The following is a 23,238-nucleotide window of genomic DNA, read 5'->3' on the forward strand; positions in this document are numbered from 1 at the left end:
GTGCGCAGGGATTCGCGAATCGGGGGGATGGGCGCCAGTGGCTGCTTCTTGGAGCGATTTCCCTTTGGCCGGGGTATCGGACGACTGCGCCAGCAAGCCCAGGTCGTTTCGTGGATGCCGTGCATGCTCCTGATCGTTGGGTAATCGCGCGAATATCTTCAACGACTCGGCAATGCTATTTTGCGCCATCGTCGCATGGCGTTGCGCTTGCTTCCGATTTCTGCCGCATCATCGCGGGGTGCCTGTGAGCGACGAAGCCGGGCCGCTGATCCTGGAAATGCACCCGACCGATGGCCCGGACAGGTCACCCATGCATGGTCAGCGCCGATCTTCTGGCGCACTACCGACGCTGCGAGGCCGGGCTGGCCGTGCTCAAGGCGACTGCACGGCGAGCGGCCGAGGTTGGATCGAATCTCTCTGCCGCCCTTGACGTGGCGCAAGCTGGCATTACTCGGTCGATGTGACCAGTTCCGAGAGAATGCCTTTCAGTCTGCCAATATCCGCTTTAATCGATTTGCTCGGAACCTCGTATTTAGCGGCCTCGATCTTTTTCGCCAGCACCTCTTCCATTTTCTGTTTGGCTGGAGGATATAAATATGCTAATTCTCCCCATGCCATAAAGCCGTACACCCGTCTGTACATTTCAGATGGAAGGATGTCTGGAAGCGGATTATCATGAAGCCAAACTAGCGTGTCCAACGCCTGTTCATACTTGCCATTCACAATTAGATCACACGCACTCATATACGCCTCTCTCAATTTTTGCAAATGCAACTCTTGATCCATACCCACCCCCTGCTCGTGGAAACGTTTTTGACCGCACCAAGGGGTATTAGTTCCCCCGGTCGTAATTTTGCTCACGGATCTTCACGGCCCCATGTGTCCAACCATCGAAAATCGCCCGAGTAACAACTTTCAGCGCATCTTTTATAGAATAATGTAGCGTCTATCCTGCATTTCTCTAGACTCGGTTTGTTAGCCCTTGTTACAGTGCAAAGATAATCCATCTGCATAGCGGTCGGCACACATAAATCTCTTATGCATTTCTCGGGGTCCTTAGCCCATTCTTCCCAACTCTTGGCTGGCCCAATTGGCCCCTTCCCGCCACCCCCACCGCCGCCGCTTCCGCTTCCGCCGCCTGACGGAATGCGACGAGGCCCACCACCAGACCATCCGCCGCCGCCGCCACCGCCTCCGGGCGCTTCGACAACGCAGGGAATCGGACTTTTCTCCACGCAAATTGGATCGGCGTCGCCGGAATGCTGTCGATCGATAAGAACCGATATCCCTTTCTCAAGTGCGAAAGCAGCTGCGATTTCTTTGTCTTTTGTATTCGAAATTGCCGCCTTTTTCTTAAAAATAATCTTCTGGCCCGTACCATTTTCTAAAATCGATTGGATGTTCCCGTTTTCGTCATAAATAGCAGTAATGGCGCGGCCATCAGAAAATGAGATTCCTTGGACGCGGCCATCGCGGTCGTAAAGATACGTACCCACAGTTCCGTCCGGCCTTGTAAAAGACAGAGTTTTCCCGTTCACGACCACATATTTTCTTTGTAGAGCTAGCTGAATAGCTAGCTTAGCAATCGTCGAATCGATTGCTTTTTGTTCCGGCGACACCTGCGCCTTGGTTGTGGTAAGTGTTTTGGTTTCAACAGGGCTGCCCGCGAGTGCTTCAGAACTTGCCAGACTAAATGCAAACAACCCGGAAATAATTTTCAACGTCAATTGCCTGTTCATATCAATCCTCCATTTATCTCGTTATGCTCCATCCCGACCATTACATTAATGAGCACGGATTTTCATCCTATTTAAACGAGATAAATGGAGCCTGTTCCGGATCAAAAGAATTCGGCGAACTTGTGCTACGCCGCGCGGTCAATTCGGATGGTTGAGACGTGCGGTGGGATGATGTTGCGCGCACACGAAGACGAAGCGCGCACCGGTGAATTCTCTTTGATATGCTGTGCATCCATCCAGTAGTTTTGTGGTCTGCCATGCCTCTCAACCCACCATTGACCCTTGCGCAACTTGACCCCATCGCCGTGCGCAAAGACCAGGCCGATATCTCGGCGCTGCTGTGGGCGATCAAGCGACTGCCTATCCAGATGCTGCGCGTCGATCAGGCGCAGGACGGCACGGCGGGCGGTGGCGGCATATCGGGGATGTCCTACGTGGCGAGCTCGACCGCGAGCGCCAGGCATGCTCGATTACTTCCCGATTCGGCCCCCGGCCCGACGTGGCTTCGATTCCAAGCGCCATCTTGCGCTAAGGAAAAAAACCGCCCGTTGGGCGTTTTTTTTTGCATACACCGGTGGAGGAGAAAGGCAAGAAATCGCTGGAGCGATTTCCCTCTAGTCAGGGAATCGGAGAGCCTTGCGCTTGCAAGCGCAAGTCGCTTCGTGAGCGCCGGGCATGCCCGGCGAAACCCCGGTAATAGCCTCGCGCTTGCAAGCGCGAGTCGCTCCATCGGCGTCGGGCAGGCCCGACGAATTCCCGATTCCGCCCCCGGCGCCCGCGGGTTCGATTCCCGCCGCCCGATAGCGCAAGCGAAAAAAAACCGCCCAGTGGGCGGTTTTTTAGGATGCTATGGTGGAGGCGGCGGGAATCGAACCCGCGTCCGCAAGCACTCTACAGACAGTTCTACATACTTAGCACTGCCATTTAATTTAACCGGTACAACGCGGACGTGCACGCTGTGTACAAGCGAGTTACCTATTATTTAGTCCGGAACTAAGTAACCCAGTTCAAGACGAGTCCCTGTAAATGACTCTAGAGCTTTTGACGGCCCACCCCAGGGACGAGGTGTTCTAGAGCTAGCAGCAATTAAGCTGCGAGTGCGTACGAGTTATCGTTTGCAGTTAAGTTTTTCAGGTTGTATTTACGAGGTAGCCCGCCCTCGGTATGCCCTGCGCTGCTTTGCAACCCACGTCGAAACCAGGTCGCCCCCACAGAACCCCTATTGTACCTGAAAGCGCGACAGCATGACACCTGCCTCCGAACTGTGTGGCCAATCCCTCAACTGTCGAAAAATGAACACAAAAGGAAATTTTATTGCCCATCTGCATCAAATAAATTGCCACATGGAATTGTTTAGGCTATTCTCTTGGCTGTGACGATGACTTCGCAGTCAAGTCAGACCCTCTAACCCATCCAGGAGAACCAGCATCATGATGACCAAGACGACCTTCCGCCTTTGCGCAGCACTGATCGTAGCAGCCAGCGCCAACGTGGCATTCGCAGCTGACGTACCAGCGGTGTTCGACGCCAAAAGCTGCAAGGCCGACTATCCGAAAGCATCGTTGATGAACGAAGAGCAGGGCGTGGTCAGCATGGCTTTCCTGGTGTCGGCCGACGGCAAGGTTCTGGAAGCGAAACTGGACAAGACCAGCGGCTTCAAGAGCCTGGACAAGGCCGCAATGAGCGCCATCAGCGCCTGCAAATTCAAGCCGGGCAGCAAAGACGGCCGTCCTGACAGCACCTGGACCAAAGTCGAATACAACTGGACCCTGAGCTGATCGATTATCGCTGGACCATGCACCCGACCCGGGTGCATCGTCTGTCGTAGAATGTAAAACGCCTGGCCGATGCTGATGCAGCATGGCCAGGCGTTTTGTTTTGCGCTCGCGTTATCAACGGCCGGCCACAGGTGCCGCCCGCTTGCGCCTCAGGCCACCAGCACCCCCGGCGCCATCGTCGCACGCAGCAGTTCCAGCAAATCCTGCGGGGTGTCGAGCAGGTAGTCGGCGCCCCATTGCGCCGGTTCGACCGCGCCGCAATAGCCCCAGCCGCACGCGACGGTGAGCATGCCGGCCGCGCGCCCGGCTTCGATGTCGCGCAAATCGTCGCCCACGTACCAGCACTGTTCCGGCGCAATGCCGAGCCGGCGCGCGCCTTCGAGCAGCGGCAAGGGATGCGGCTTGGCGTGCGCGGTGGTGTCGCCCGAGATGATGCAGCCGGCGTGCTGCAGCCCGATCAGGGGAATCAGCGGATCGGTAAAGCGCGCCGGTTTGTTGGTGACGATACCCCAGGCCATGCCAGCCTGGACGATGCCATCGAGCAGTTCCGGCACGCCGCCGAACAGGGTGCTGTGCGATGCCATGTCGGCCTGGTAATAATCGAACCACTTGACCCGCAGCGCTTCGTAGCCGGCGTCGCCCGGCGCCAGGCCGAAGGCGGCGCCGATCATGCCGCGCGCACCAGCCGAGGCGGTCGGGCGCAGCAGGGCGTAGGGCGTCGGCTCCAGGCCGCGGTCGGCGCGCAGGCGGTTGACGGCCGCGGCCAGGTCCGGCGCGGTGTCGGCCAAAGTGCCGTCGAGGTCGAACAGGATGGCCCGCGGGGCCGGCGTGGAGTGGGTTCGGGTCATGGCGGCTTGCTCGGCAGTTCGGAAGGGCGCGGCTTACAGGGGGCGGCTGCAGGCCACCATGTAGTTGACGCTGGTGTCGTTGTTGAGGGAGTAGATCTTGGTCAGCGGATTGTAGGTCAAGCCCTTCAGTCCGTCTACCTGCAAGCCGGCTTCGCGCACGAATTGCGCCAGCTCCGCGGGGGTGATGAATTTGCCGTAGTCATGGGTGCCCTTGGGCAGCATGCGCAGCAGGTATTCGGCGCCGACCACGGCGTACAGATACGCCTTGGGATTGCGGTTGATGGTCGAGAAAAACACATGCCCGCCCGGCTTGACCAGGGTCGCGGCAGCCTGGACGATGGCGCCCGGATCGGGCACGTGCTCGAGCATTTCCATGCAGGTGACGACGTCGTACTGGCCGGCTTCGCGCGCGGCCATGTCTTCGGCGGCGATCAGCTCGTAGCGCACCTGCACGCCGGACTCCAGGCTGTGCAGGTCGGCGACCTTGAGCGCCTTGTCGGACAGGTCGATGCCGGTCGCGTCGGCGCCTTTCCTGGCCATCGATTCGGTCAGGATGCCGCCCCCGCAACCGATGTCGATCACTTTCCTGCCCGCCAGCGCGGCACGCGCGTTGATCCATTCGAGGCGCAGCGGGTTGATTTCGTGCAGGGGCTTGAACTCGGACGTCGGGTCCCACCAGCGGTGGGCAAGTTCGCTAAATTTCTGGATTTCTAGAGGGTCGGCATTCATACGCGGAATAATAGCGGGAAATCGGGGAATGCGACGGACGCAAGCATAAAAAAAGCGCGCCGGCGAGGCCCGTCCCGCAGAGCTCGCAGGTTTTGCGGGCGAAAAAAAACACCCCTGCGCGAGGGGTGTTTCACTGACGATGCGATCGTCGGCGCTGCCGTGGCTTCCCACCCGGCGCATGCGCCGGGGCGGGCTTCGCGGCAGAGGCGCAGCTTACTTGGTGCGGGTGCCGACCACTTCGACTTCGACGCGACGGTTCTTGGCGCGGCCTTCAGCGGACTTGTTGTCTGCCACTGGCTGCGATTCGCCCTTGCCTTCGGTGTAGATGCGGTTCGCTTCGATGCCTTTGGCTTGCAGGTAAGCCTTGACAGCTTCAGCGCGGCGGATCGACAGCTTCTGGTTGTACGCATCGGTGCCGACCGAGTCAGTGTGGCCGACGGCGATGATGACTTCCAGGTTGATGCCTTGCAGTTTCGAGCTCAGGTCGTCCAGCTTGCCTTTGCCTTCCGCTTTCAGGACCGACTTGTCGAAATCGAACAGGGCGTCGGCGGAGAAGCTGACTTTTTCCGACGTCACTGGCGGCGGAGCCACCACTGGCGGCGGGGTCACCACGGCGCCCGGGGTTGGTGGCGGCGTTACCGGCTCTGGCGGCGAAACGCACTTGCCGTTTTCCAGTTTGGCTGGCTCAACGCACAGGGGCAGGTCGCAACCTGGGACCGCATCGGCCGGGGTCCAGTAGCCGGTGCGCCAGCACAGACCGAAAGGATCGCGCGCGATCACGCCACGGGCATCCTGGACATAGGCGCTGTTCGGTTTCGTTGCCATGATGTCGGTGGTTACAGGAGCGAACGGCGGCGACTGTTGTGCCATTGCGCTGCCTGCAATCGCGGAGGCCGCGAGCATGAGCGAGACGAGTTTTTTCATAGTTTTTCTTCCTTTCGGGGGTGATATCCGCAGCTTTATAGCTGCGCAACTTTTCGAGCGTGGACAAGATAGTAACAGCTTGCCCCAGCCATTACCCGTGACAGTTTCGTGACAGCTTATGAAACAGGCAATTAACTTCTGGACCATTTTGCCACATGCATTTAATTAGCACGAAGGCTGTTAAACCAAACACGCTGCAATAGGGTCCATCATGTTGTATCCACGCAACATCGTGTCTCGCGCGACATGACTTGGTTGACAAATGATGAACGTTTTTATGATTTCGATCACGCTACTCGCATTGCCGGCCATCGATCAATTGCGCAGCTGCTATACGCCGCATGCTAAAATCCTACGCTTGTCTGTAGCTAAGTGGACGCGCGCACCGTCATTGTGCACCCGTCGGTCTGGCAGCATCGAACGTGCAGCATTTGCGTACAGCTAATATAACCACAGCCTGAGATCAGTCCCGCCAATGGATCAATTCGCAAAAGAAACAATCCCCATTTCCCTCGAAGAAGAGATGCGCAAGAGCTACCTCGATTACGCGATGAGCGTGATCGTCGGGCGCGCCTTGCCGGACGTGCGCGACGGCTTGAAGCCGGTGCACCGCCGTGTCTTGTTCGCCATGCACGAAATGAACAACGTGTACAACCGCCCGTACGTGAAGTGCGCGCGCGTGGTCGGCGAAACGATGGGTAAGTACCACCCGCACGGCGACGCGTCGATCTACGACACGCTGGTGCGCATGGCCCAGGATTTCTCCTTGCGCTACACGCTGGTCGATGGCCAGGGCAACTTCGGTTCGGTCGACGGCGACAGCGCCGCCGCCATGCGTTACACCGAGTGCCGCCTGGACAAGATCGCCGGCGAAATCCTGGCCGACATCGACAAGGACACGGTCGACTTCCAGCCCAACTATGATGGCAAGGAAAAAGAACCGACGGTGCTGCCGACCCGGATTCCCAACCTGCTGATCAACGGTTCGTCCGGCATCGCGGTCGGCATGGCGACCAATATCCCGCCGCACAACCTGACCGAAGTGGTCAACGCCGCGCTGCACGTGCTGCGCAATCCCGACTGCACCATCGACGAGCTGATCGAGATCATCCCGGCGCCGGACTTCCCGACCGCCGGCATCATCTACGGCGTCTCGGGCGTGCGCGACGGCTACCGCACCGGGCGCGGCCGCGTGGTCATGCGCGCCAAGACCCACTTCGAGGAATACGGCAAGGATGGCGGCCGCATCGCCATCATCGTCGACGAGCTGCCGTACCAGGTCAATAAAAAATCGCTGCTCGAGCGCATCGCCGAGAACGTGCGCGACAAGAAGCTCGAAGGCATTTCCGACATCCGCGACGAGTCCGACAAGTCGGGCATGCGCGTGGTCATCGAACTCAAGCGCGGCGAAGTGCCGGAAGTGGTCCTCAACAATCTGTACAAGCAGACCCAGTTGCAGGATACCTTCGGCATGAACATGGTCGCGCTGGTCAACGGCCAGCCGAAACTGCTCAACCTCAAGCAGATGCTGCAGTGCTTCCTGTCGCACCGCCGCGAAGTGGTCACGCGCCGCACCGTGTTCGAACTGCGCAAGGCGCGCGAACGCGGCCACATGCTCGAAGGCCTGGCCGTCGCCCTGGCCAATATCGACGACTTCATCGCCATCATCAAGGCCGCGCCATCGCCACCGATCGCCAAGACCGAACTGATGGCGCGCGCCTGGGACTCGTCCCTGGTGCGCGAGATGCTGCTGCGTACCGCCGAAGGCACCACCGTCGGCGGCATCGAAGCGTTCCGCCCCGAGCACCTGCCGAAGCATTACGGCATGCAGCCGGACGGCCTGTACAAGCTGTCCGACGAACAGGCGCAAGAGATTTTGCAAATGCGCCTGCAGCGCCTGACCGGCCTTGAGCAGGACAAGATCGTCAACGAGTACAAAGACATCATGGCGCACATCGCCGACCTGCTCGACATCCTGGCCAAGCCGGAACGCGTGACGGTCATCATCACCGACGAAATGACCTTGGTGATGAACGAGTACGGCGCCGGCAACAAGGACGTGCGCCGCTCGACCATCGAGCACAATGCCACCGACCTGGAAACCGAAGACCTGATCACGCCGCAGGACATGGTCGTGACCCTGTCGCACACCGGCTACATGAAGTCGCAGCCGATCTCCGAATACCGCGCGCAGAAGCGCGGCGGGCGCGGCAAGCAGGCCATGGCGACCAAGGAAGAAGACTGGATCGACCAGCTGTTCATCGCCAACACGCACGACTACATCCTGTGCTTCTCGAACCGCGGCCGCATGTACTGGCTGAAGGTATGGGAAGTGCCGCAAGGCTCGCGCAATTCGCGCGGCAAGCCGATCGTCAACATGTTCCCGTTGCAGGACAACGAGAAGATCACCGTGGTGCTGCCGCTGTCGGGCGTGAACCGCACCTTCCCGGAAGACCATTACGTGTTCATGGCGACCAGCCTCGGTACCGTCAAAAAGACGCCGCTGAAAGACTTCAGCAATCCACGCAAGGCCGGCATCATCGCGGTCGACCTGGACGACGGCGACTTCCTGATCGGCGCCGCGCTGACCGACGGCGAGCACGATGTGATGCTGTTCTCCGACTCCGGCAAGGCGGTGCGCTTCGACGAGAACGATGTGCGTCCGATGGGCCGTACCGCGCGCGGCGTGCGCGGCATGAACCTGGAAGAGGGTCAGAACGTGATCGCCCTGCTGGTGGCCGAAAACGAGCAGCAGTCGGTCCTGACGGCCACCGAGAACGGCTTCGGCAAGCGTACTCCGATCACCGAGTACACCCGCCATGGCCGCGGCACCAAGGGCATGATCGCGATTCAGACCAGCGAACGTAACGGCCGCGTGGTCGCCGCCACCCTGGTCGAGCCGAGCGACGAGATCATGCTGATCACCACCGGTGGCGTGCTGATTCGCACCCGCGTGTCGGAAATCCGCGAAATGGGCCGCGCCACGCAAGGCGTGACCCTGATCGCGGTAGAAGATGGCACCAAGCTGAGCGGCTTGCAGCGCATCGTCGAAACCGACCTCGAAGACGTCGACCTCGAAAATCCGCCGGAGTAAAAAACGGCGCGGGGCCGGTCTTGTTTTTGCACTTCGTGCGAAAATGACACCGGCCCTTTTTTTTGGACGCTCGACCCGACCGATCCACGCTTCCATTTCGAGAGTGATGATGAAAAAACTGACCGCCGTACTATGTACCGCCCTGGCCCTGGTCGCCACGCCGGTGTTTGCCGACAAGGCCGCGATCGATCCGGCTACCGACAAGGCCACGCGCGCGCTGCTCGACTCGATGGGCACGCGCAAGATGATCAAGGATAGCTTCGAGCAGATGAAGGCGACGATTCCGCAGATGATCCTCAGCACCGCCACGTCCGTCATCAACGCCAATCCGCGCCTGACCGCCGCGCAAAAGAAGGCGGCCATCGCCGAAGCGGCCAAGAAAGTGCCGGATGCGGCCGCGCGCGTGCAGCGCGCGTTTGAAGATCCCGCCGTGGCCGACGAGATGATCGAAGCCGTCGTGCCGCTCTACGCGACCCGCTTCACGGTGGCCGAAATCGAGCAGATCGCCGCGTTCTACCGCAGTCCCGTCGGCGCCAAGATGCTCGCCGCCACACCGCAGATCGTGAACGAGTCCATGCAGATCGGCCAGAAGATCATGCTGCCGCGCGTGAACAAGATCATGCAAGAAGCCGCCGCCGACAAATAGCCACCCCATTCGCAAGGACCCCCGTGACCCAGATCTACAACTTCTCCGCCGGCCCCGCCGTCCTGCCCAAGGAAGTGCTGCAAGAAGCAGCCGCCGACATGCTGGACTGGCACGGCAGCGGCATGTCGGTGATGGAAATGAGTCACCGCGGTCCCGAGTTCATCTCGATCTACGAGGCGGCCGTGCGCGACCTGTGCCTGCTGCTGGACGTCCCCGCCAACTACAAGATTTTGTTCCTGCAGGGCGGCGGCCTGGGCGAAAACGCCATTGTGCCGATGAACCTCGTCGGCCGCGTCAGTGCACCGGCCACCATCGACTTCGTCCACACCGGTTCCTGGTCCGGCAAATCGGTCAAGGAAGCGGCGCGCTACGCCAGGGTCAACGTGGCCGCCAGCGGCGAGGCGGGGCGCTTTACCAGCGTGCCGCCGCAAAGCGAGTGGAAGCTCACTCCCGGCGCTGCCTACCTGCACCTGTGCACCAACGAGACCATCGACGGCGTCGAATACAACTTCGTGCCCGAACTGGGCGACGACACCCCGATCGTGGCCGACATGTCTTCGCACATCCTGTCGCGCGTGATCGACGTGAGCAAGTACGGCGTCATTTTCGGCGGCGCGCAAAAGAACATCGGCCCGGCCGGCCTGACCCTGGTGATCGTGCGCGACGACCTGCTCGGGCACGCGCTGCCGATTTGCCCGTCCGCTTTTGACTGGAGCATCGTTGCCGCGCACGACTCGATGTACAACACGCCGCCGACCTACGGCATCTACATCGCCGGCCTGGTGTTCGCGCATCTGCTGCGCCAGGGCGGCGTGGCCGCCATGGAGCAGCGCAACATCGCCAAGGCCGAACTGCTGTATGCGGCGCTCGATGCCGACGATTTTTACCAGAACCGCGTGGCGAAAGACTGCCGCTCGCGCATGAACGTACCGTTCTACCTGCGCGACGAAACACTGAACGACAAATTCCTGGCCGGTGCAAAAGCGCGCGGCCTGCTGCAGCTCAAGGGCCACAAGTCCGTGGGCGGTATGCGCGCATCGATCTACAACGCGATGCCGATCGAGGGCGTGCAAGCCCTGGTCGATTACCTGAACGAGTTCGCCGGCCGTGCGTGACAACAAGGGCCTTGGGCCCGCGCGAACATCCGATTCACCGCAAACCATGCCGCACCCATGACAGACAAACTCACACCATTGCGCGAACAGATCGATGCGATCGACGCCCAGATTCTCAGCCTTCTCAGCGCCCGCGCGCGCCTGGCGCAGGAAGTCGGCCACGTCAAGGCCGAAACCAGCGCCCCGGTATTTCGTCCCGAACGCGAAGCGCAAGTGCTGCGCGGCGTGGCCGAGCGCAATCCCGGCCCGCTCAAGGCCGCCGAAGTGCAAACCATTTTCCGCGAAATCATGTCGGCCTGCCGCTCGCTCGAAAAGCGCGTCACGGTCGCCTACCTCGGGCCGTCCGGCACCTTCACCGAGCAAGCCGCGTTCCAGCAGTTCGGCAGCGCCATCGAAGGGCTGCCGTGCATCTCGATCGACGAAGTCTTCCGCGCCACCGAAGCGGGCACCGCCGATTTCGGCGTGGTCCCGGTCGAAAATTCGTCCGAAGGGGCGGTCAACCGCACGCTCGACCTGATGCTCGGCACCACCACCATCATCAGCGGCGAGATCTCGATCCCCGTGCACCACAGCCTGATGACCAAGACCGGCAACATGGATGGCGTGACGGTGGTGTGCGCGCACTCGCAGGCGCTGGCGCAGTGCCAGGTATGGCTGAACCAGAACTACCCCGGCATCGAACGGCGCGCGGTGGTATCGAACGCCGAAGCGGCCGTCATGGCCAGCAAGGATGCGACGATGGCCGCCATCGCCAGCGAAATGGCGGGCGAGCAGTACCGCCTGGGCGTGGTCAAGGGCCACATCCAGGACGACCCGCACAACCGCACCCGCTTCGCCGTCATCGGCCACCTGCAGACCAACCCCTCGGGTGCCGACCAGACCTCGCTGGTACTGGCGGTGCCGAACAAGGCGGGCGCCGTCTACAACCTGCTGGCGCCCCTGGCCGTCAATGGCGTCTCGATGACCCGTTTCGAATCGCGCCCGGCCCGCATCGGCACCTGGGAATACTACTTCTACGTCGACATCGAAGGCCACGTGCAGGACCCGGCGGTGGCCAAGGCGCTCGACGAACTGCGCGATAACGCCGCCTTTTTCAAGGTGCTCGGCTCGTACCCGCTCAGTCTTTGACGTTCCGATTTAATACAACTACACAGAGATAAACCATGTCCCAGCAATTCGGTCCAGAATACGTCCGTGCCATCGCTCCCTACCAGGCGGGCAAACCGATCGCCGAAGTGGCGCGCGAGTTCGGCCTCGACGAAGCGAACATCGTCAAACTGGCGTCGAACGAAAATCCGTTCGGCGTGCCCGCATCGAGCCAGCAAGCCATGGCCGCCGCGGTGGCCGACCTGGGACGCTACCCGGACGCCAACGGTTTCGATCTGAAGGCGGCACTGGCCAAGCGCTACGAGGTGCCGGCCGACTGGATCACCCTGGGCAACGGCAGCAACGACATCCTCGAAATCGCCGCCCACGCGTTTGTGCAAACAGGCCAGGCCGTGGTGTATTCGCAGTACTCGTTCGCCGTGTACGCGCTGGCCACGCAAGGCGTGGGCGCGCGCGCCATCGTGGTGCCGGCCAGGGAGTATGGCCACGACCTCGACGCCATGGCCGCGGCCATCGATGCCGACACGCGCCTGGTGTTCATCGCCAACCCGAACAACCCGACCGGCACCTTCATTCCGGCGGCGCAGATCGAAGCGTTCTTGAACAAGGTGCCGGCCAACGTGGTCGTGGTGCTGGACGAAGCCTACAACGAATTCCTGGCGCCCGAACACCAGTTCGAATCGGCCCAGTGGGCGCGCAAGTATCCTAATCTGCTGGTCTCGCGCACCTTCTCCAAGGCCTACGGCCTGGCCGGCCTGCGTGTCGGTTTCGCCATTGCGCAGCCGGGCCTGACCGACCTGATGAACCGCATCCGCCAGCCGTTCAACGTGAACTCGCTGGCCCAGGCCGCGGCCATCGCCGCCCTGAACGACAAGCCGTTCCTGGAGCAGGGCGCCAAGAACAATGCCGCCGGCTACGCGCAGTTCGTCGAAGCCTTCGACGAATTGGGACTGCAGTACGTGCCATCGTTCGGTAACTTCGTGCTGGTCAAGGTTGGCGACGACGACGGCGCCGGCGCGCGCATCAACCTCGCGCTGCTCAAGCAAGGCGTGATCGTGCGCCCGGTCGGCAATTACGGTCTGCCGCAATGGCTGCGCATTTCCATCGGCCTGCCTGCCGAAAACGCGATCTTCATCGCCGCCCTCAAGAAAGCGCTGGCCTGACGTGTTCAATAAAGTCGTCATCTTCGGCGTAGGGCTGATCGGCGGCTCGTTCGCGCGCGCGCTGCGCCATGCCGGCGTGGTAAGCACGCTGGTGGGTGTCGGCCGCTCGCCGCAAGCGATGGCGCGCGCGCTCGAACTGGGCATCATCGACCAGGTGGCGGCCTCGGTGCAGGATGCGATGGCGGGCGCCGACCTGGTGCTGATCGCCGCACCGGTGGCCCAGACCGCGCCGGTTCTGGCGTCGCTGCTGCCGTACCTGGAAGCGGGTACCGTGGTCACCGACGCCGGCAGCACCAAGTCCGACGTGGTGGCGGCCGCGCGCGCCGTGATGAAAGAGCGTGTCGCCCAGTTCGTGCCGGGGCACCCGATCGCCGGGCGCGAAACCAACGGTCCGGACGCCGCCATCGTCGACCTGTACCACGGCAAAAAGACCGTGCTCACGCCGCTGCCCGAAAACGCCGCGGCCGACATCGACCGGGTGGCCGCCGCATGGAGCGCGTGCGGCGCCATCATCCACCGCCTCACGCCGCAGGAACACGACACCGTGTTCGCCTCGGTCAGCCACCTGCCGCATTTGCTGGCCTACGCCCTGGTCGACGACATCGCCCGCAAGCCGCACGCCGGCTTACTGTTCCAATACGCCGCCAGCGGTTTCAGGGACTTCACGCGCATTGCCGGCTCCTCGCCCGAAATGTGGCGTGACATCAGCCTGGCCAACCAGTCGGCCCTGCTGGGCGAGTTGGACGCATATCTGGCACAATTGACAGCAATGCGCGCGATGCTCGCCAATAGCGACGGCGCCGCCATCGAAGCGGTCTACGCCAACGCCCAGCGCGCGCGCTGCCGCTGGATCGAAGCGATCGAAACGGCCGAAGCGCCGCCGGCGCAGGACAGCAGTCCGGAATAAACCCAGCATTTCAAGGAACCCCAGCATGACCCAGCAGAAGCAGTACCCGCACCATATCGATCTCAAGCCCGTCATGCACGTCGAGGGCGTGGTGCGGCTGCCGGGGTCCAAGAGCATCTCCAACCGCACCTTGCTGCTGGCCGCGCTGGCCGAAGGCAGCACCACCATCATCGGCCTGCTGGCGTCGGACGACACCCTGGTCATGCTGGGCGCACTGCGCTCGCTGGGCCTGAAATGGGAGCAGGTCGACGAGCACACCCACATCGTGCATGGCGGTGGCGGCACCTTGCCGGTGCACGAAGCCGATCTGTTCATGGGCAATGCCGGCACCGCGATCCGTCCGCTGACGGCGGCGCTGGCCGTCATCGGCGGCGACTACACCCTGCATGGCGTCACGCGCATGCACGAGCGCCCGATCGGCGACCTGGTCGACGCCCTGAACGCGATTGGCGCGCAGATCGAGTACACGGGCGTGGAAGGATTCCCGCCGCTGCGCATCCGGCGCGGGCATATCCACGCGCAGCGCCTGTCGGTGCGCGGGAACGTATCGAGCCAGTTCCTGACGGCGCTGCTGATGGCGGCGCCGCTGATGGCGCGCGAGCAGGCGGTGACGATCGACGTCGTCGGTGAACTGATTTCCAAGCCGTACATTGAAATCACCCTGAACCTGATGCGGCGTTTCGGCGTGACGGTGGAGCAGGATGGCTGGCAATCGTTCACGGTGCAGCCGGGGCAGCGCTATGCGAGTCCGGGCACGATCCATGTGGAAGGCGACGCCTCGTCGGCCTCGTACTTCCTGGCGGCCGGCGCGATTGGCGGCGGTCCGATCCGGGTTGAGGGAGTCGGGCGCGACAGCATCCAGGGCGACGTGCGCTTTGCCGAAGCGCTGGAGCAGATGGGCGCGACGATCACGCGCGGCGACAACTGGATCGAAGCGCGCTCGAATGGCGTATTGAAAGCCATCGACGCCGACTTCAACCACATTCCCGACGCCGCGATGACGATAGCCGTGGCCGCGCTGTACGCCGACGGCACCACCACCTTGCGCAACATCGCCAGCTGGAGGGTGAAGGAAACCGACCGCCTGGCCGCGATGGCGACCGAATTGCGCAAGCTGGGCGCGATCGTGGTGGAGGGGGCGGACTACATCTCGGTCACCCCGCCGGAAGGCGAGCTGAGCGCCGCGACGATCGACACGTACGACGACCACCGGATGGCGATGTGTTTCTCGCTGGCGAGCCTGGACGGCAAAGCGCGGCGCGGCAACACGATGCGCATCAACGACCCGAAATGCGTTGCCAAGACCTTCCCCGACTACTTCGACGCCTTCGCCGGCATTGCCCACGAGAACCTGATTTAAGTTGCACCACCGGCGGCCGGCGCACCGGGGTCAGACCTCCGAATCGAAATATTTCCTAATCGGGGTCAGACCTCCGATTCGGAACATTTCCTAACCGGGGTCTGACCCCGGTTAGGAAAGTTTTCAGTTTTGCACGTTTTATAGTGATTTCACCAGGACACCGTCCCATGCCACATTCGAACATCCCCGTCATCACCATCGATGGCCCCACCGCGTCCGGCAAGGGCACCGTCGCGCACAAGGTGGCCGATCGCCTCGGCTTTCATTACCTCGATTCGGGCGCCCTGTACCGCCTGACCGCCCTGATGGCCTTGCGCCGCGGTACGGAACTGGCCGACGAGCACGCCCTCGCCAAGCTGGCCCAACACCTCCCCGCCAGCTTCAGCGGCGGCGAAATCTTGCTGGCCAAGGAAAATGTGACCCAACTCATCCGCGCGGAAGAGGTTGGCAACATGGCATCGAAAATCGCCGCCCTGCCCTCCGTGCGCCAGGCCCTGTTCGCGCTGCAGCTGGGCTTTCGGCGCGCGCCCGGCCTGGTCGCCGATGGCCGTGACATGGGTACGGTAATCTTTCCGCACGCGCAACTGAAGGTGTTCCTGACCGCCAGTACCGAGGCGCGCGCGCAACGCCGATATAAGCAATTGATTGACAAGGGGTTTTCTGCTAACATAGAAGACCTCCTGTCCGATTTGAAGGCGCGCGACGACCGTGATACTTACCGCGCCATCGCGCCTTTGATGCCGGCAGAAGGGGCGCACCTGCTCGATACTTCCAATATGACCGCTGACGAAGCGGTCGAGGAAGTGCTGAAATGGTATGCGCACGCTAAGCAGTCGTAGTCTGAAGTAGCAATGGGTGCTTGCAATTGCAATAGTGCCATTGCAGGCGTTGAATCAACCTATAACCCAGTTTAAGTCGCATGGTGCGATCTCTGCTGGCTAACTCGTGTACAAACTATGTCAACAGCAACAACTGAAGCAACCGGTATGGAAAGTTTTGCAGCGCTCTTCGAGGAATCGTTGTCGCGCCAAGATATGCGCTCCGGCGAAGTTATTTCCGCTGAAGTCGTGCGTCTCGACCACAATTTCGTGATCGTGAACGCTGGCCTCAAATCCGAAGCTTTCATTCCTATCGAAGAATTCAAGAACGACCAGGGCGAACTGGAAGTTCAAGTCGGCGATTTCGTTTCCGTAGCGATTGAATCGCTGGAAAACGGCTTCGGCGACACCATCCTGTCGCGCGACAAGGCAAAGCGCCTGGCATCGTGGCTGGCTCTGGAAAAAGCCATGGAATCGGGCGAGATCGTCGTCGGTACCGTCAATGGCAAAGTCAAGGGCGGCCTGACCGTTCTGACCAACGGCATCCGCGCGTTCCTGCCGGGTTCGCTGGTTGACACCCGTCCTGTCAAGGACACCACCCCGTTCGAAGGCAAGACCCTGGAATTCAAGGTCATCAAGCTCGACCGTAAGCGTAACAACGTGGTTCTGTCCCGCCGCGCCGTCATCGAAGCATCGATGGGCGAAGAGCGTCAGAAACTGATGGAAACGCTGAAAGAAGGCACCGTGGTGACCGGCGTCGTCAAAAATATCACCGACTACGGCGCGTTCGTGGATCTGGGCGGTATCGACGGCCTGCTGCACATCACCGATCTGGCATGGCGTCGTGTGCGTCACCCATCGGAAGTGCTGACCGTTGGCCAGGAAATCACCGCCAAAGTCCTGAAGTACGATCAGGAAAAGAACCGTGTTTCGCTGGGCGTGAAGCAACTGGGCGACGATCCTTGGACCGGTCTGTCCCGTCGTTATCCACAAAGCACCCGTCTGTTCGGCAAAGTAACGAACCTGACCGACTACGGCGCGTTCGTGGAAGTCGAGCAGGGTATCGAAGGTCTGGTTCACGTTTCCGAAATGGACTGGACCAACAAGAACGTGGCACCAAACAAAGTTGTCCAGCTGGGCGACGAAGTGGAAGTCATGGTTCTCGAGATCGACGAAGAGCGTCGCCGTATTTCGCTGGGCATGAAGCAGTGCAAAGCAAATCCATGGGATGACTTCGGCGTTACCCACAAGAAGGGCGACAAAGTCCGCGGCGCGATCAAGTCGATCACCGACTTCGGCGTGTTCATCGGCCTGGCCGGCAACATCGATGGTCTGGTGCACCTGTCCGACCTGTCCTGGACCGAAACCGGCGAAGAAGCTGTGCGTCGTTTCAAAAAGGGCGACGAACTGGAAGCCATCGTGCTGGCGATCGACGTCGAGCGCGAGCGCGTTTCCCTGGGTGTCAAGCAACTCGAAGGCGACCCATTCAACAACTTCGCTGCAATGAACGACAAAGGCTCCCTGGTAACGGGGTCGGTCAAGTCGGTCGAGCCTAAGGGCGCTGTCATCCAGCTGTCCGAAGAAGTTGAAGGCTACCTGCGTGCTTCCGAAATCTCGCGCGACCGCGTTGAAGATGCCGGTACCCACCTGAAGGTTGGCGATTCGGTTGAAGCTCTGGTCATCAACATTGACCGCAAAGCGCGCAGCATCCAGCTGTCGATCAAGGCGAAAGACAATGTCGAGACCCAGGAAGCGATGCAGAAGATGGCTTCGTCCTCCGACAACAATGCAGCATCGGGCACCACTAGCCTGGGCGCACTGTTGAAAGCTAAGTTCGACAACAAGAACTAAGACACTCGGAATCGACAGATGACGAAGTCCGAGTTGATTAACCGCCTGGCTGAGCGCTATTCTCAGCTGGTGGCCAAGGATGCGGAGTACGCTGTCAAGACCATTCTCGATGCCATGACCAACGCCTTGGCGACCGGTCAGCGCATCGAGATCCGTGGTTTCGGCAGTTTTGCCCTGAACAGCCGGCCGCCGCGCATCGGACGCAATCCCAAGTCCGGCGACAAGGTGATGGTTCCCGAAAAACGGGTACCGCACTTCAAGCCGGGCAAGCAATTGCGCGAACGGGTAGATGCGATGGTCGGGCAGCCGATTATTGAAGACTGAGTCGTTTGTCGACACAGAAGAACGGCATCCTTGGATGCCGTTTTTTTTCGCCTTGAAAGTTTCCTAACCGGGGTCAGACCTCTCATTAGAAATAAAAGTGTTTCGATTCGGAGGTCTGACCCCGGTTAGGAAACGATGTGCCCTGCGGGGCGTCGCGGGAGTGGCCTGGCTGCCCCGGCCCCCCTTTGTTTTGGTGTAATATGCGACACTTGCGACCTTTTCAGACTGGACCTGGCTGATGAAATTTGTATCCACCATCGTTGGATTTATTCTGTTTATCCTGTTTTTCGGCTTCGCGCTGAAGAATACCCAGGAAGTCGACCTGCACTTTTTCCTGAATTACGAACTGCGCGGCCCCCTGGTGCTGATGCTGCTGGGCTTTTTCGTCGCCGGCGCCGCCCTCGGCATCCTGGCCGTCACGCCCACCGTGTTCCGCCACCGCCGCGAAACGTCGAAACACAAGAACACCATCCAGGCCCTGCAAACCGTGGCGCGTACCAACGTGTCCCAGCCGCAGCCGGACAGCGTCAACACCCAGCAGTAACCCATCTGAAAAACCAACAAAAAGAACCGCATGGAATTTGAAATCTGGATGTTGCTTGGCATCCCATTGTTTTTCGCCCTGGGATGGATCGCCGCGCGCGTCGACATCAAGCAGCTGCTCGCCGAATCGCGCACCTTGCCGCGCGGGTATTTCCGCGGCCTGAATTTCCTGCTCAACGAGCAGCCCGACAAGGCCATCGATGCCTTCATCGACATCGTCAAGCTCGATCCGGAAACGGTCGAGATGCACTTCGCCCTCGGCAACCTGTTTCGCCGCCGCGGCGAGATCGAGCGCGCCATCCGCGTCCACCAGAACCTGCTCTCGCGCCCCGATCTGCCGGCCGACGAGAAAGCCCACGGCCAGTACGAACTGGGCATGGATTATCTCAAGGCCGGCCTGCTCGACCGCGCCGAGGAAACCTTCAACCTGCTGCTCGAAACCTCCTACGGCGCCCAGGCACGGCGCGCCCTGCTCGAAATCTACCAGCGCGAAAAGGAGTGGCCGCGCGCGATCGAAGCGGCGCTCGGCCTGCAGGAGTCCGGCGCCGGCGCGCGCCAGAAGGAAATCGCCCAGTTCTACTGCGAATTGGCCCAGGATGCGCTGGTCCACATGCACACCGACGACGCCCTCGCGCTGCTCGACAAGGCCCTGCACGCGGACCGCAAGAACGTGCGCGCCACCCTGCTGACGGGCGACGCCCAGCTGGTCATGGGTGACGCCGAAGGCGCGCTGGTCACCTGGCGCCGCGTCGAGCAGCAAAGCGTGCCGCACGTGGCACTGGTCGCGCAGCGCCTGATGGATGGCTACCGCAAGGTCGGCCGCCCGCAGGAAGGCGTGAACCTGCTGCGTTCCTACCTGGCCGAAGCATCCTCGATCGACCTGATCGAAGTGGTGTTCAAGGCCGTCATCGAACTCGATGGCGTGGATGCGGCCAAGCAGCTGATGATCGAGGAACTGCGCCGCAATCCGACCCTGCTCGGCCTCGACAAGCTGCTCGAAGCGCGCCTGATGGACGCTCCGGCCGATGTCTGGGAAGAGCTGTCGATGGTGAAAAACCTGGTGCGCGGCTACACCCAGAAGCTGGCGCGCTACCAGTGCAGCCACTGCGGCTTCAAGGCGCGCCAGTTCTACTGGCAGTGCCCGGGATGCAGCCGCTGGGAGACCTACCCGCCGCGCCGCACCGAAGAACTCAATGTCATGAACTAAACGTATTTGAAACCGATGACCAATCTCACCGCCACCCCTGCGCGCCTGCTCAGCGCCGACAGCCATCCCTTCATCGCCGCGCCCGACCTGGCCGCGGTGCGCATCCTGGTCGTCGGCGACGTGATGCTGGACCGCTACTGGTTCGGTGATGTCAGCCGCATTTCGCCGGAAGCGCCGGTGCCGATCGTGCGCATCGAGAAGCGCGAAGAGCGCCTGGGCGGCGCCGCCAACGTGGCGCGCAATGCGGCCGCTCTCGGCGCGCGCTGCGGCCTGTTGGGCGTCGTCGGCGCCGACGAAGCGGGCGAGCAGGTGGCGCAGCTGCTGGCCGAATCGCGCATCGACAGCTACCTGCAGCGCGACCCGGCCATTTCCACCATCATCAAGCTGCGCGTCATCGGCCGCCAGCAGCAGCTGCTGCGCATCGATTTCGAGGATGCGCCCACCGATACCGTCCTGCGCGACAAGCTCACCCAGTTCAACGCACTGCTGCCCGATTACGACGTGGTGATCCTGTCCGACTACAACAAGGGCAGCCTGGTGAACGTGGCGCACATGATCGAGGCGGGCCGCGCGGCCGGCAAGGTCGTCATGGTCGACCCCAAGGGCGACGATTTTTCGCGCTACACCGGCGCCACCGTACTCACGCCGAACAAGTCGGAGTTCCGCCGCATCGTCGGCAGCTGGTCGTCCGAAGACCAGCTCACCGCCAAGGCCCAGGCCCTGCGCGCCGACCTGCGCCTGGACGCGCTGCTGCTCACGCGCTCGGAAGAGGGCATGAGTCTGTACACCGCCAGCGAAGTGCTGCACATGCACGCCGATGCGCGCGAAGTGTTCGATGTCTCCGGCGCCGGCGACACCGTCATTGCAACCATGGCCTCGATGCTGGGCGCCGGCATGCCGATGGCCGACGCCATCATGACGGCCAACCGCGCCGGCGGCATCGTCGTAGGCAAGCTCGGCACTGCGACCGTGACGCGCGAGGAACTGTTCGGCCTGTAATCTTCCGCCTGTAATCTAGCGCCGAGTCTGCCTACCCGATTGGCATTTTTCTGTTCTGATAACGCTCAATCGGAGCGGTCAACATTGTGCTGCATCGTCCGTTAGCTTGTTGGGGGCGCAACCGCGTCCCTACAATCTGATGGAGATACAACATGATCCGTAAATTGATGCTTGCAGTTGCAGCGCTGGTGGCCGCGATGAGCATGGCGTTTGCCCAGGTCGACGTGAACAAGGCGGACGCAGCCGCACTCGATGGTGTGAAGGGCGTCGGGCCGACCACGTCCAAGGCCATCCTGGATGAGCGCGCCAAGGGCGGCGAGTTCAAGGACTGGGCCGACTTCGCCAAGCGCGTCAAGGGTGTGGGCGACAAGCGCGCCGTCAAGCTGTCGCAGGCGGGGCTGCAGGTAGCGGGCAAGCCGTTCGACGGCGCCGGCGCCGCCAAGCCTCCCGCTGCCGCGGGCAAACCGGCCCCAGCCGCCAAACCGGCGGCGGCTCCGGCCAAAATGTAAGCGTTGCGTGCTTTGCCAAAAACCCCGCCGTTACGCCGCGGGGTTTTTTCATGGACGCACGCGCGGGACGGGCAAAGTTTTTTCGCTGTATGGACGCACTTGCACGCGCCGGGCCGTGAGAAGATAACGGCGCCCATTCACCCGTCGCCCGTCGCAAAGGACCCCTCATGGCATCTGTCCCGTTCACCAAACCCCTGCTGGCCACCCTGATCGCCGCCGCTGCCGGCGCCTGCGCCGCGCAAGCCCCGGTCAGCCCCGCGAGCCCCGACATTGCACGCCGCCAGCCGCAGATCGACAAGATCGTCGGCGACATTTCGCCCCAGCGTATCGAAGCACACGTGCGCAAGCTGGTGGGCTTCAAGACGCGCCACACCATGTCCGACACCGTCTCCGACACGGTCGGCATCGGCGCCGCGCGGCGCTGGATCAAGGCCGAACTGGAACGCTGCGGCGCCGCCGCCGGCGGACGCCTGCAGGTGAGCTTCGACAGCCACATCACGCCGGTATCGGCGCGCATTTCGCGTCCGACCGAAATCGTCAATATCGTGGCGACCCTGCCCGGCACGCAGGCGGCGTCGAAAGAGCGCATTTACGTCGTCAGCGGCCACTACGACTCGCGCAATACCGACATCATGGATGCCACGGGCGACTCGCCCGGCGCCAACGACGACGCTTCCGGTACCGCGGCTGTGATGGAAATGGCCTGCGTCATGGCGCGCCACAAGTTCGACGCGACCATCGTCTTCATGGCGGTGGCGGCGGAGGAGCAGGGCTTGCTGGGCGCCGCGCATTGGGCCGAACAGGCAAGGCTGAAGAACCTGAATCTGCAGGGCATGTTCACCAACGATATCATCGGCAGCTCGCGCGCCGACGACGGCCGCGTGGACGACAAGCAGGTGCGCCTGTTCGCCGAATCGGTCCCGGCGACCAGGGAGAACAGCGAAACCAGCCGCGCCCTGCTGGCCACCGGCGGAGAAAACGATTCGACCTCGCGCCAGCTGGCGCGCCATGTGAAGGAAGTGGGGGAGCGCTACGTGCCTGGCTTTACGGTGAACGTGATCCAGCGGCGCGACCGGTATCTGCGCGGCGGCGACCATATGCCGTTCCTGGAGCGCGGCTATCCGGCGCTGCGCTTCACGGAGCCGAACGAAGACTTCACGCACCAGCACCAGAACGTGCGCAAGGAGGGCGCGCTGCAGTATGGCGATCTGCCCGAGTTCAACGACTACAACTACATCGCGCGCGTGACGCGGGTGAACGCGGCGGCGCTGGCGACGCTGTCGCTGGCCCCAGGCGCGCCGCAAAAGGTGCAGATGCGCACCGCGAAGCTGGAGAACGATTCCTCGCTGGTGTGGCAGGCCAGCGGCGAGCCCGATCTGGCAGGCTACCGCATCGTCTGGCGCGAGACCACCGCCGCGCAGTGGCAGGGCGCTTTGTATGTGGGGAATGTGACCGAGGCGACGGTCAAGCTGTCGAAGGATAACTACTTCTTCGGCGTGCAGGCGGTCGATAAGGATGGCAATGTGAGCGTGGCGACGTATCCGACGCCGCTTAGATAATCACTATCCCGTCGTCTC

General features: G+C 61.8%; 21 protein-coding genes and 1 other RNA gene. 16 read left to right on the top strand and 6 right to left on the bottom strand.

Going from position 1 to position 23,238, the window contains the following annotated elements; genetic code table 11:
- Positions 1–447: 447 nt before the first annotated feature.
- From RBA41_RS31960 to ssrA, 3 genes are all read right to left on the bottom strand, one after another.
- Positions 448–861, bottom strand: coding sequence for a hypothetical protein (locus RBA41_RS31960; RefSeq protein WP_306628387.1), 414 nt, complete (start codon positions 859–861; stop codon positions 448–450).
- Positions 858–1,739 (bottom strand): RHS repeat domain-containing protein, encoded by an 882-nt coding sequence (locus RBA41_RS31965; RefSeq protein WP_306628388.1) that lies wholly within the window; start codon positions 1,737–1,739, stop codon positions 858–860. Before RBA41_RS31965 ends, RBA41_RS31960 begins: the two co-directional genes overlap by 4 nt.
- A gap of 850 nt (positions 1,740–2,589) precedes the next feature.
- Positions 2,590–2,949: a transfer-messenger RNA gene (gene ssrA, locus RBA41_RS31970) on the bottom strand.
- 223 nt (positions 2,950–3,172) lie between these two features.
- Here ssrA and RBA41_RS31975 point away from each other — a divergent pair.
- On the top strand, positions 3,173–3,517 hold the full coding sequence (locus tag RBA41_RS31975) for an energy transducer TonB (RefSeq protein ID WP_099882987.1): 345 nt from the start codon (positions 3,173–3,175) through the stop codon (positions 3,515–3,517).
- Between the two features lie 149 nt (positions 3,518–3,666).
- On the opposite strand, the gene RBA41_RS31980 is transcribed toward RBA41_RS31975, so the two are convergent.
- The 3 genes from RBA41_RS31980 to ompA all read right to left on the bottom strand — a co-directional run bounded on the left by RBA41_RS31980 (position 3,667) and on the right by ompA (position 6,018).
- Complete coding sequence (locus RBA41_RS31980; protein ID WP_306628389.1) at positions 3,667–4,365, bottom strand: HAD family hydrolase; 699 nt, start codon at positions 4,363–4,365, stop codon at positions 3,667–3,669.
- Positions 4,366–4,398: 33 nt separating this feature from the next.
- Positions 4,399–5,094, bottom strand: a complete 696-nt coding sequence (gene ubiG / locus RBA41_RS31985) for a bifunctional 2-polyprenyl-6-hydroxyphenol methylase/3-demethylubiquinol 3-O-methyltransferase UbiG (RefSeq protein ID WP_306628390.1) — start codon at positions 5,092–5,094, stop codon at positions 4,399–4,401.
- A 213-nt stretch (positions 5,095–5,307) separates the two neighbouring features.
- The gene (gene ompA, locus RBA41_RS31990; protein ID WP_306628391.1) at positions 5,308–6,018 is read right to left on the bottom strand and encodes an outer membrane protein OmpA; all 711 of its coding nucleotides are present in this window, start codon (positions 6,016–6,018) and stop codon (positions 5,308–5,310) included.
- Between the two features lie 475 nt (positions 6,019–6,493).
- On the opposite strand from ompA, the gene gyrA reads away from it, so the two are divergent.
- The 15 genes from gyrA to RBA41_RS32065 all read left to right on the top strand — a co-directional run bounded on the left by gyrA (position 6,494) and on the right by RBA41_RS32065 (position 23,220).
- Positions 6,494–9,112: a DNA gyrase subunit A gene (gene gyrA / locus RBA41_RS31995; RefSeq protein WP_306628392.1), complete on the top strand. Its 2,619-nt coding sequence runs from the start codon at positions 6,494–6,496 to the stop codon at positions 9,110–9,112.
- Positions 9,113–9,221: 109 nt separating this feature from the next.
- Positions 9,222–9,758, top strand: a complete 537-nt coding sequence (locus RBA41_RS32000) for a DUF2059 domain-containing protein (protein ID WP_306628393.1) — start codon at positions 9,222–9,224, stop codon at positions 9,756–9,758.
- A gap of 23 nt (positions 9,759–9,781) precedes the next feature.
- A complete protein-coding gene (gene serC, locus RBA41_RS32005) occupies positions 9,782–10,873 on the top strand; it encodes a 3-phosphoserine/phosphohydroxythreonine transaminase (protein WP_306628394.1) in 1,092 nt (363 codons plus the stop codon).
- A gap of 57 nt (positions 10,874–10,930) precedes the next feature.
- A complete protein-coding gene (gene pheA, locus RBA41_RS32010) occupies positions 10,931–12,001 on the top strand; it encodes a prephenate dehydratase (protein WP_306628395.1) in 1,071 nt (356 codons plus the stop codon).
- A 35-nt stretch (positions 12,002–12,036) separates the two neighbouring features.
- Positions 12,037–13,143, top strand: coding sequence for a histidinol-phosphate transaminase (gene hisC / locus RBA41_RS32015; protein WP_306628396.1), 1,107 nt, complete (start codon positions 12,037–12,039; stop codon positions 13,141–13,143).
- Position 13,144: 1 nt separating this feature from the next.
- Positions 13,145–14,050: a prephenate dehydrogenase gene (locus RBA41_RS32020; RefSeq protein ID WP_306628397.1), complete on the top strand. Its 906-nt coding sequence runs from the start codon at positions 13,145–13,147 to the stop codon at positions 14,048–14,050.
- Between the two features lie 25 nt (positions 14,051–14,075).
- Complete coding sequence (gene aroA / locus RBA41_RS32025; RefSeq protein WP_306628398.1) at positions 14,076–15,410, top strand: 3-phosphoshikimate 1-carboxyvinyltransferase; 1,335 nt, start codon at positions 14,076–14,078, stop codon at positions 15,408–15,410.
- A 167-nt stretch (positions 15,411–15,577) separates the two neighbouring features.
- Positions 15,578–16,249, top strand: coding sequence for a (d)CMP kinase (cmk, locus tag RBA41_RS32030; protein WP_306628399.1), 672 nt, complete (start codon positions 15,578–15,580; stop codon positions 16,247–16,249).
- Between the two features lie 117 nt (positions 16,250–16,366).
- Complete coding sequence (gene rpsA, locus RBA41_RS32035; protein WP_267877345.1) at positions 16,367–18,079, top strand: 30S ribosomal protein S1; 1,713 nt, start codon at positions 16,367–16,369, stop codon at positions 18,077–18,079.
- A gap of 18 nt (positions 18,080–18,097) precedes the next feature.
- Positions 18,098–18,403 carry an integration host factor subunit beta gene (locus RBA41_RS32040; protein ID WP_008446215.1) on the top strand — a complete coding sequence of 102 codons (306 nt, stop codon included), beginning with the start codon at positions 18,098–18,100 and terminating at the stop codon, positions 18,401–18,403.
- 238 nt (positions 18,404–18,641) lie between these two features.
- Positions 18,642–18,947 carry a LapA family protein gene (locus tag RBA41_RS32045; RefSeq protein ID WP_306628400.1) on the top strand — a complete coding sequence of 102 codons (306 nt, stop codon included), beginning with the start codon at positions 18,642–18,644 and terminating at the stop codon, positions 18,945–18,947.
- A gap of 30 nt (positions 18,948–18,977) precedes the next feature.
- Complete coding sequence (lapB, locus tag RBA41_RS32050; protein ID WP_306628401.1) at positions 18,978–20,153, top strand: lipopolysaccharide assembly protein LapB; 1,176 nt, start codon at positions 18,978–18,980, stop codon at positions 20,151–20,153.
- Between the two features lie 15 nt (positions 20,154–20,168).
- Complete coding sequence (gene rfaE1 / locus RBA41_RS32055; RefSeq protein WP_306628402.1) at positions 20,169–21,152, top strand: D-glycero-beta-D-manno-heptose-7-phosphate kinase; 984 nt, start codon at positions 20,169–20,171, stop codon at positions 21,150–21,152.
- Positions 21,153–21,304: 152 nt separating this feature from the next.
- Positions 21,305–21,661: a ComEA family DNA-binding protein gene (locus RBA41_RS32060; protein WP_306628403.1), complete on the top strand. Its 357-nt coding sequence runs from the start codon at positions 21,305–21,307 to the stop codon at positions 21,659–21,661.
- 167 nt (positions 21,662–21,828) lie between these two features.
- Complete coding sequence (locus tag RBA41_RS32065) at positions 21,829–23,220, top strand: M20/M25/M40 family metallo-hydrolase (RefSeq protein ID WP_306628404.1); 1,392 nt, start codon at positions 21,829–21,831, stop codon at positions 23,218–23,220.
- The last annotated feature ends 18 nt before the right edge of the window (positions 23,221–23,238 follow it).

Origin of the sequence: Massilia scottii, from assembly GCF_030846495.1 — a bacterium.
In the GTDB taxonomy this organism is placed as follows: domain Bacteria; phylum Pseudomonadota; class Gammaproteobacteria; order Burkholderiales; family Burkholderiaceae_D; genus Telluria_A; species Telluria_A violaceinigra.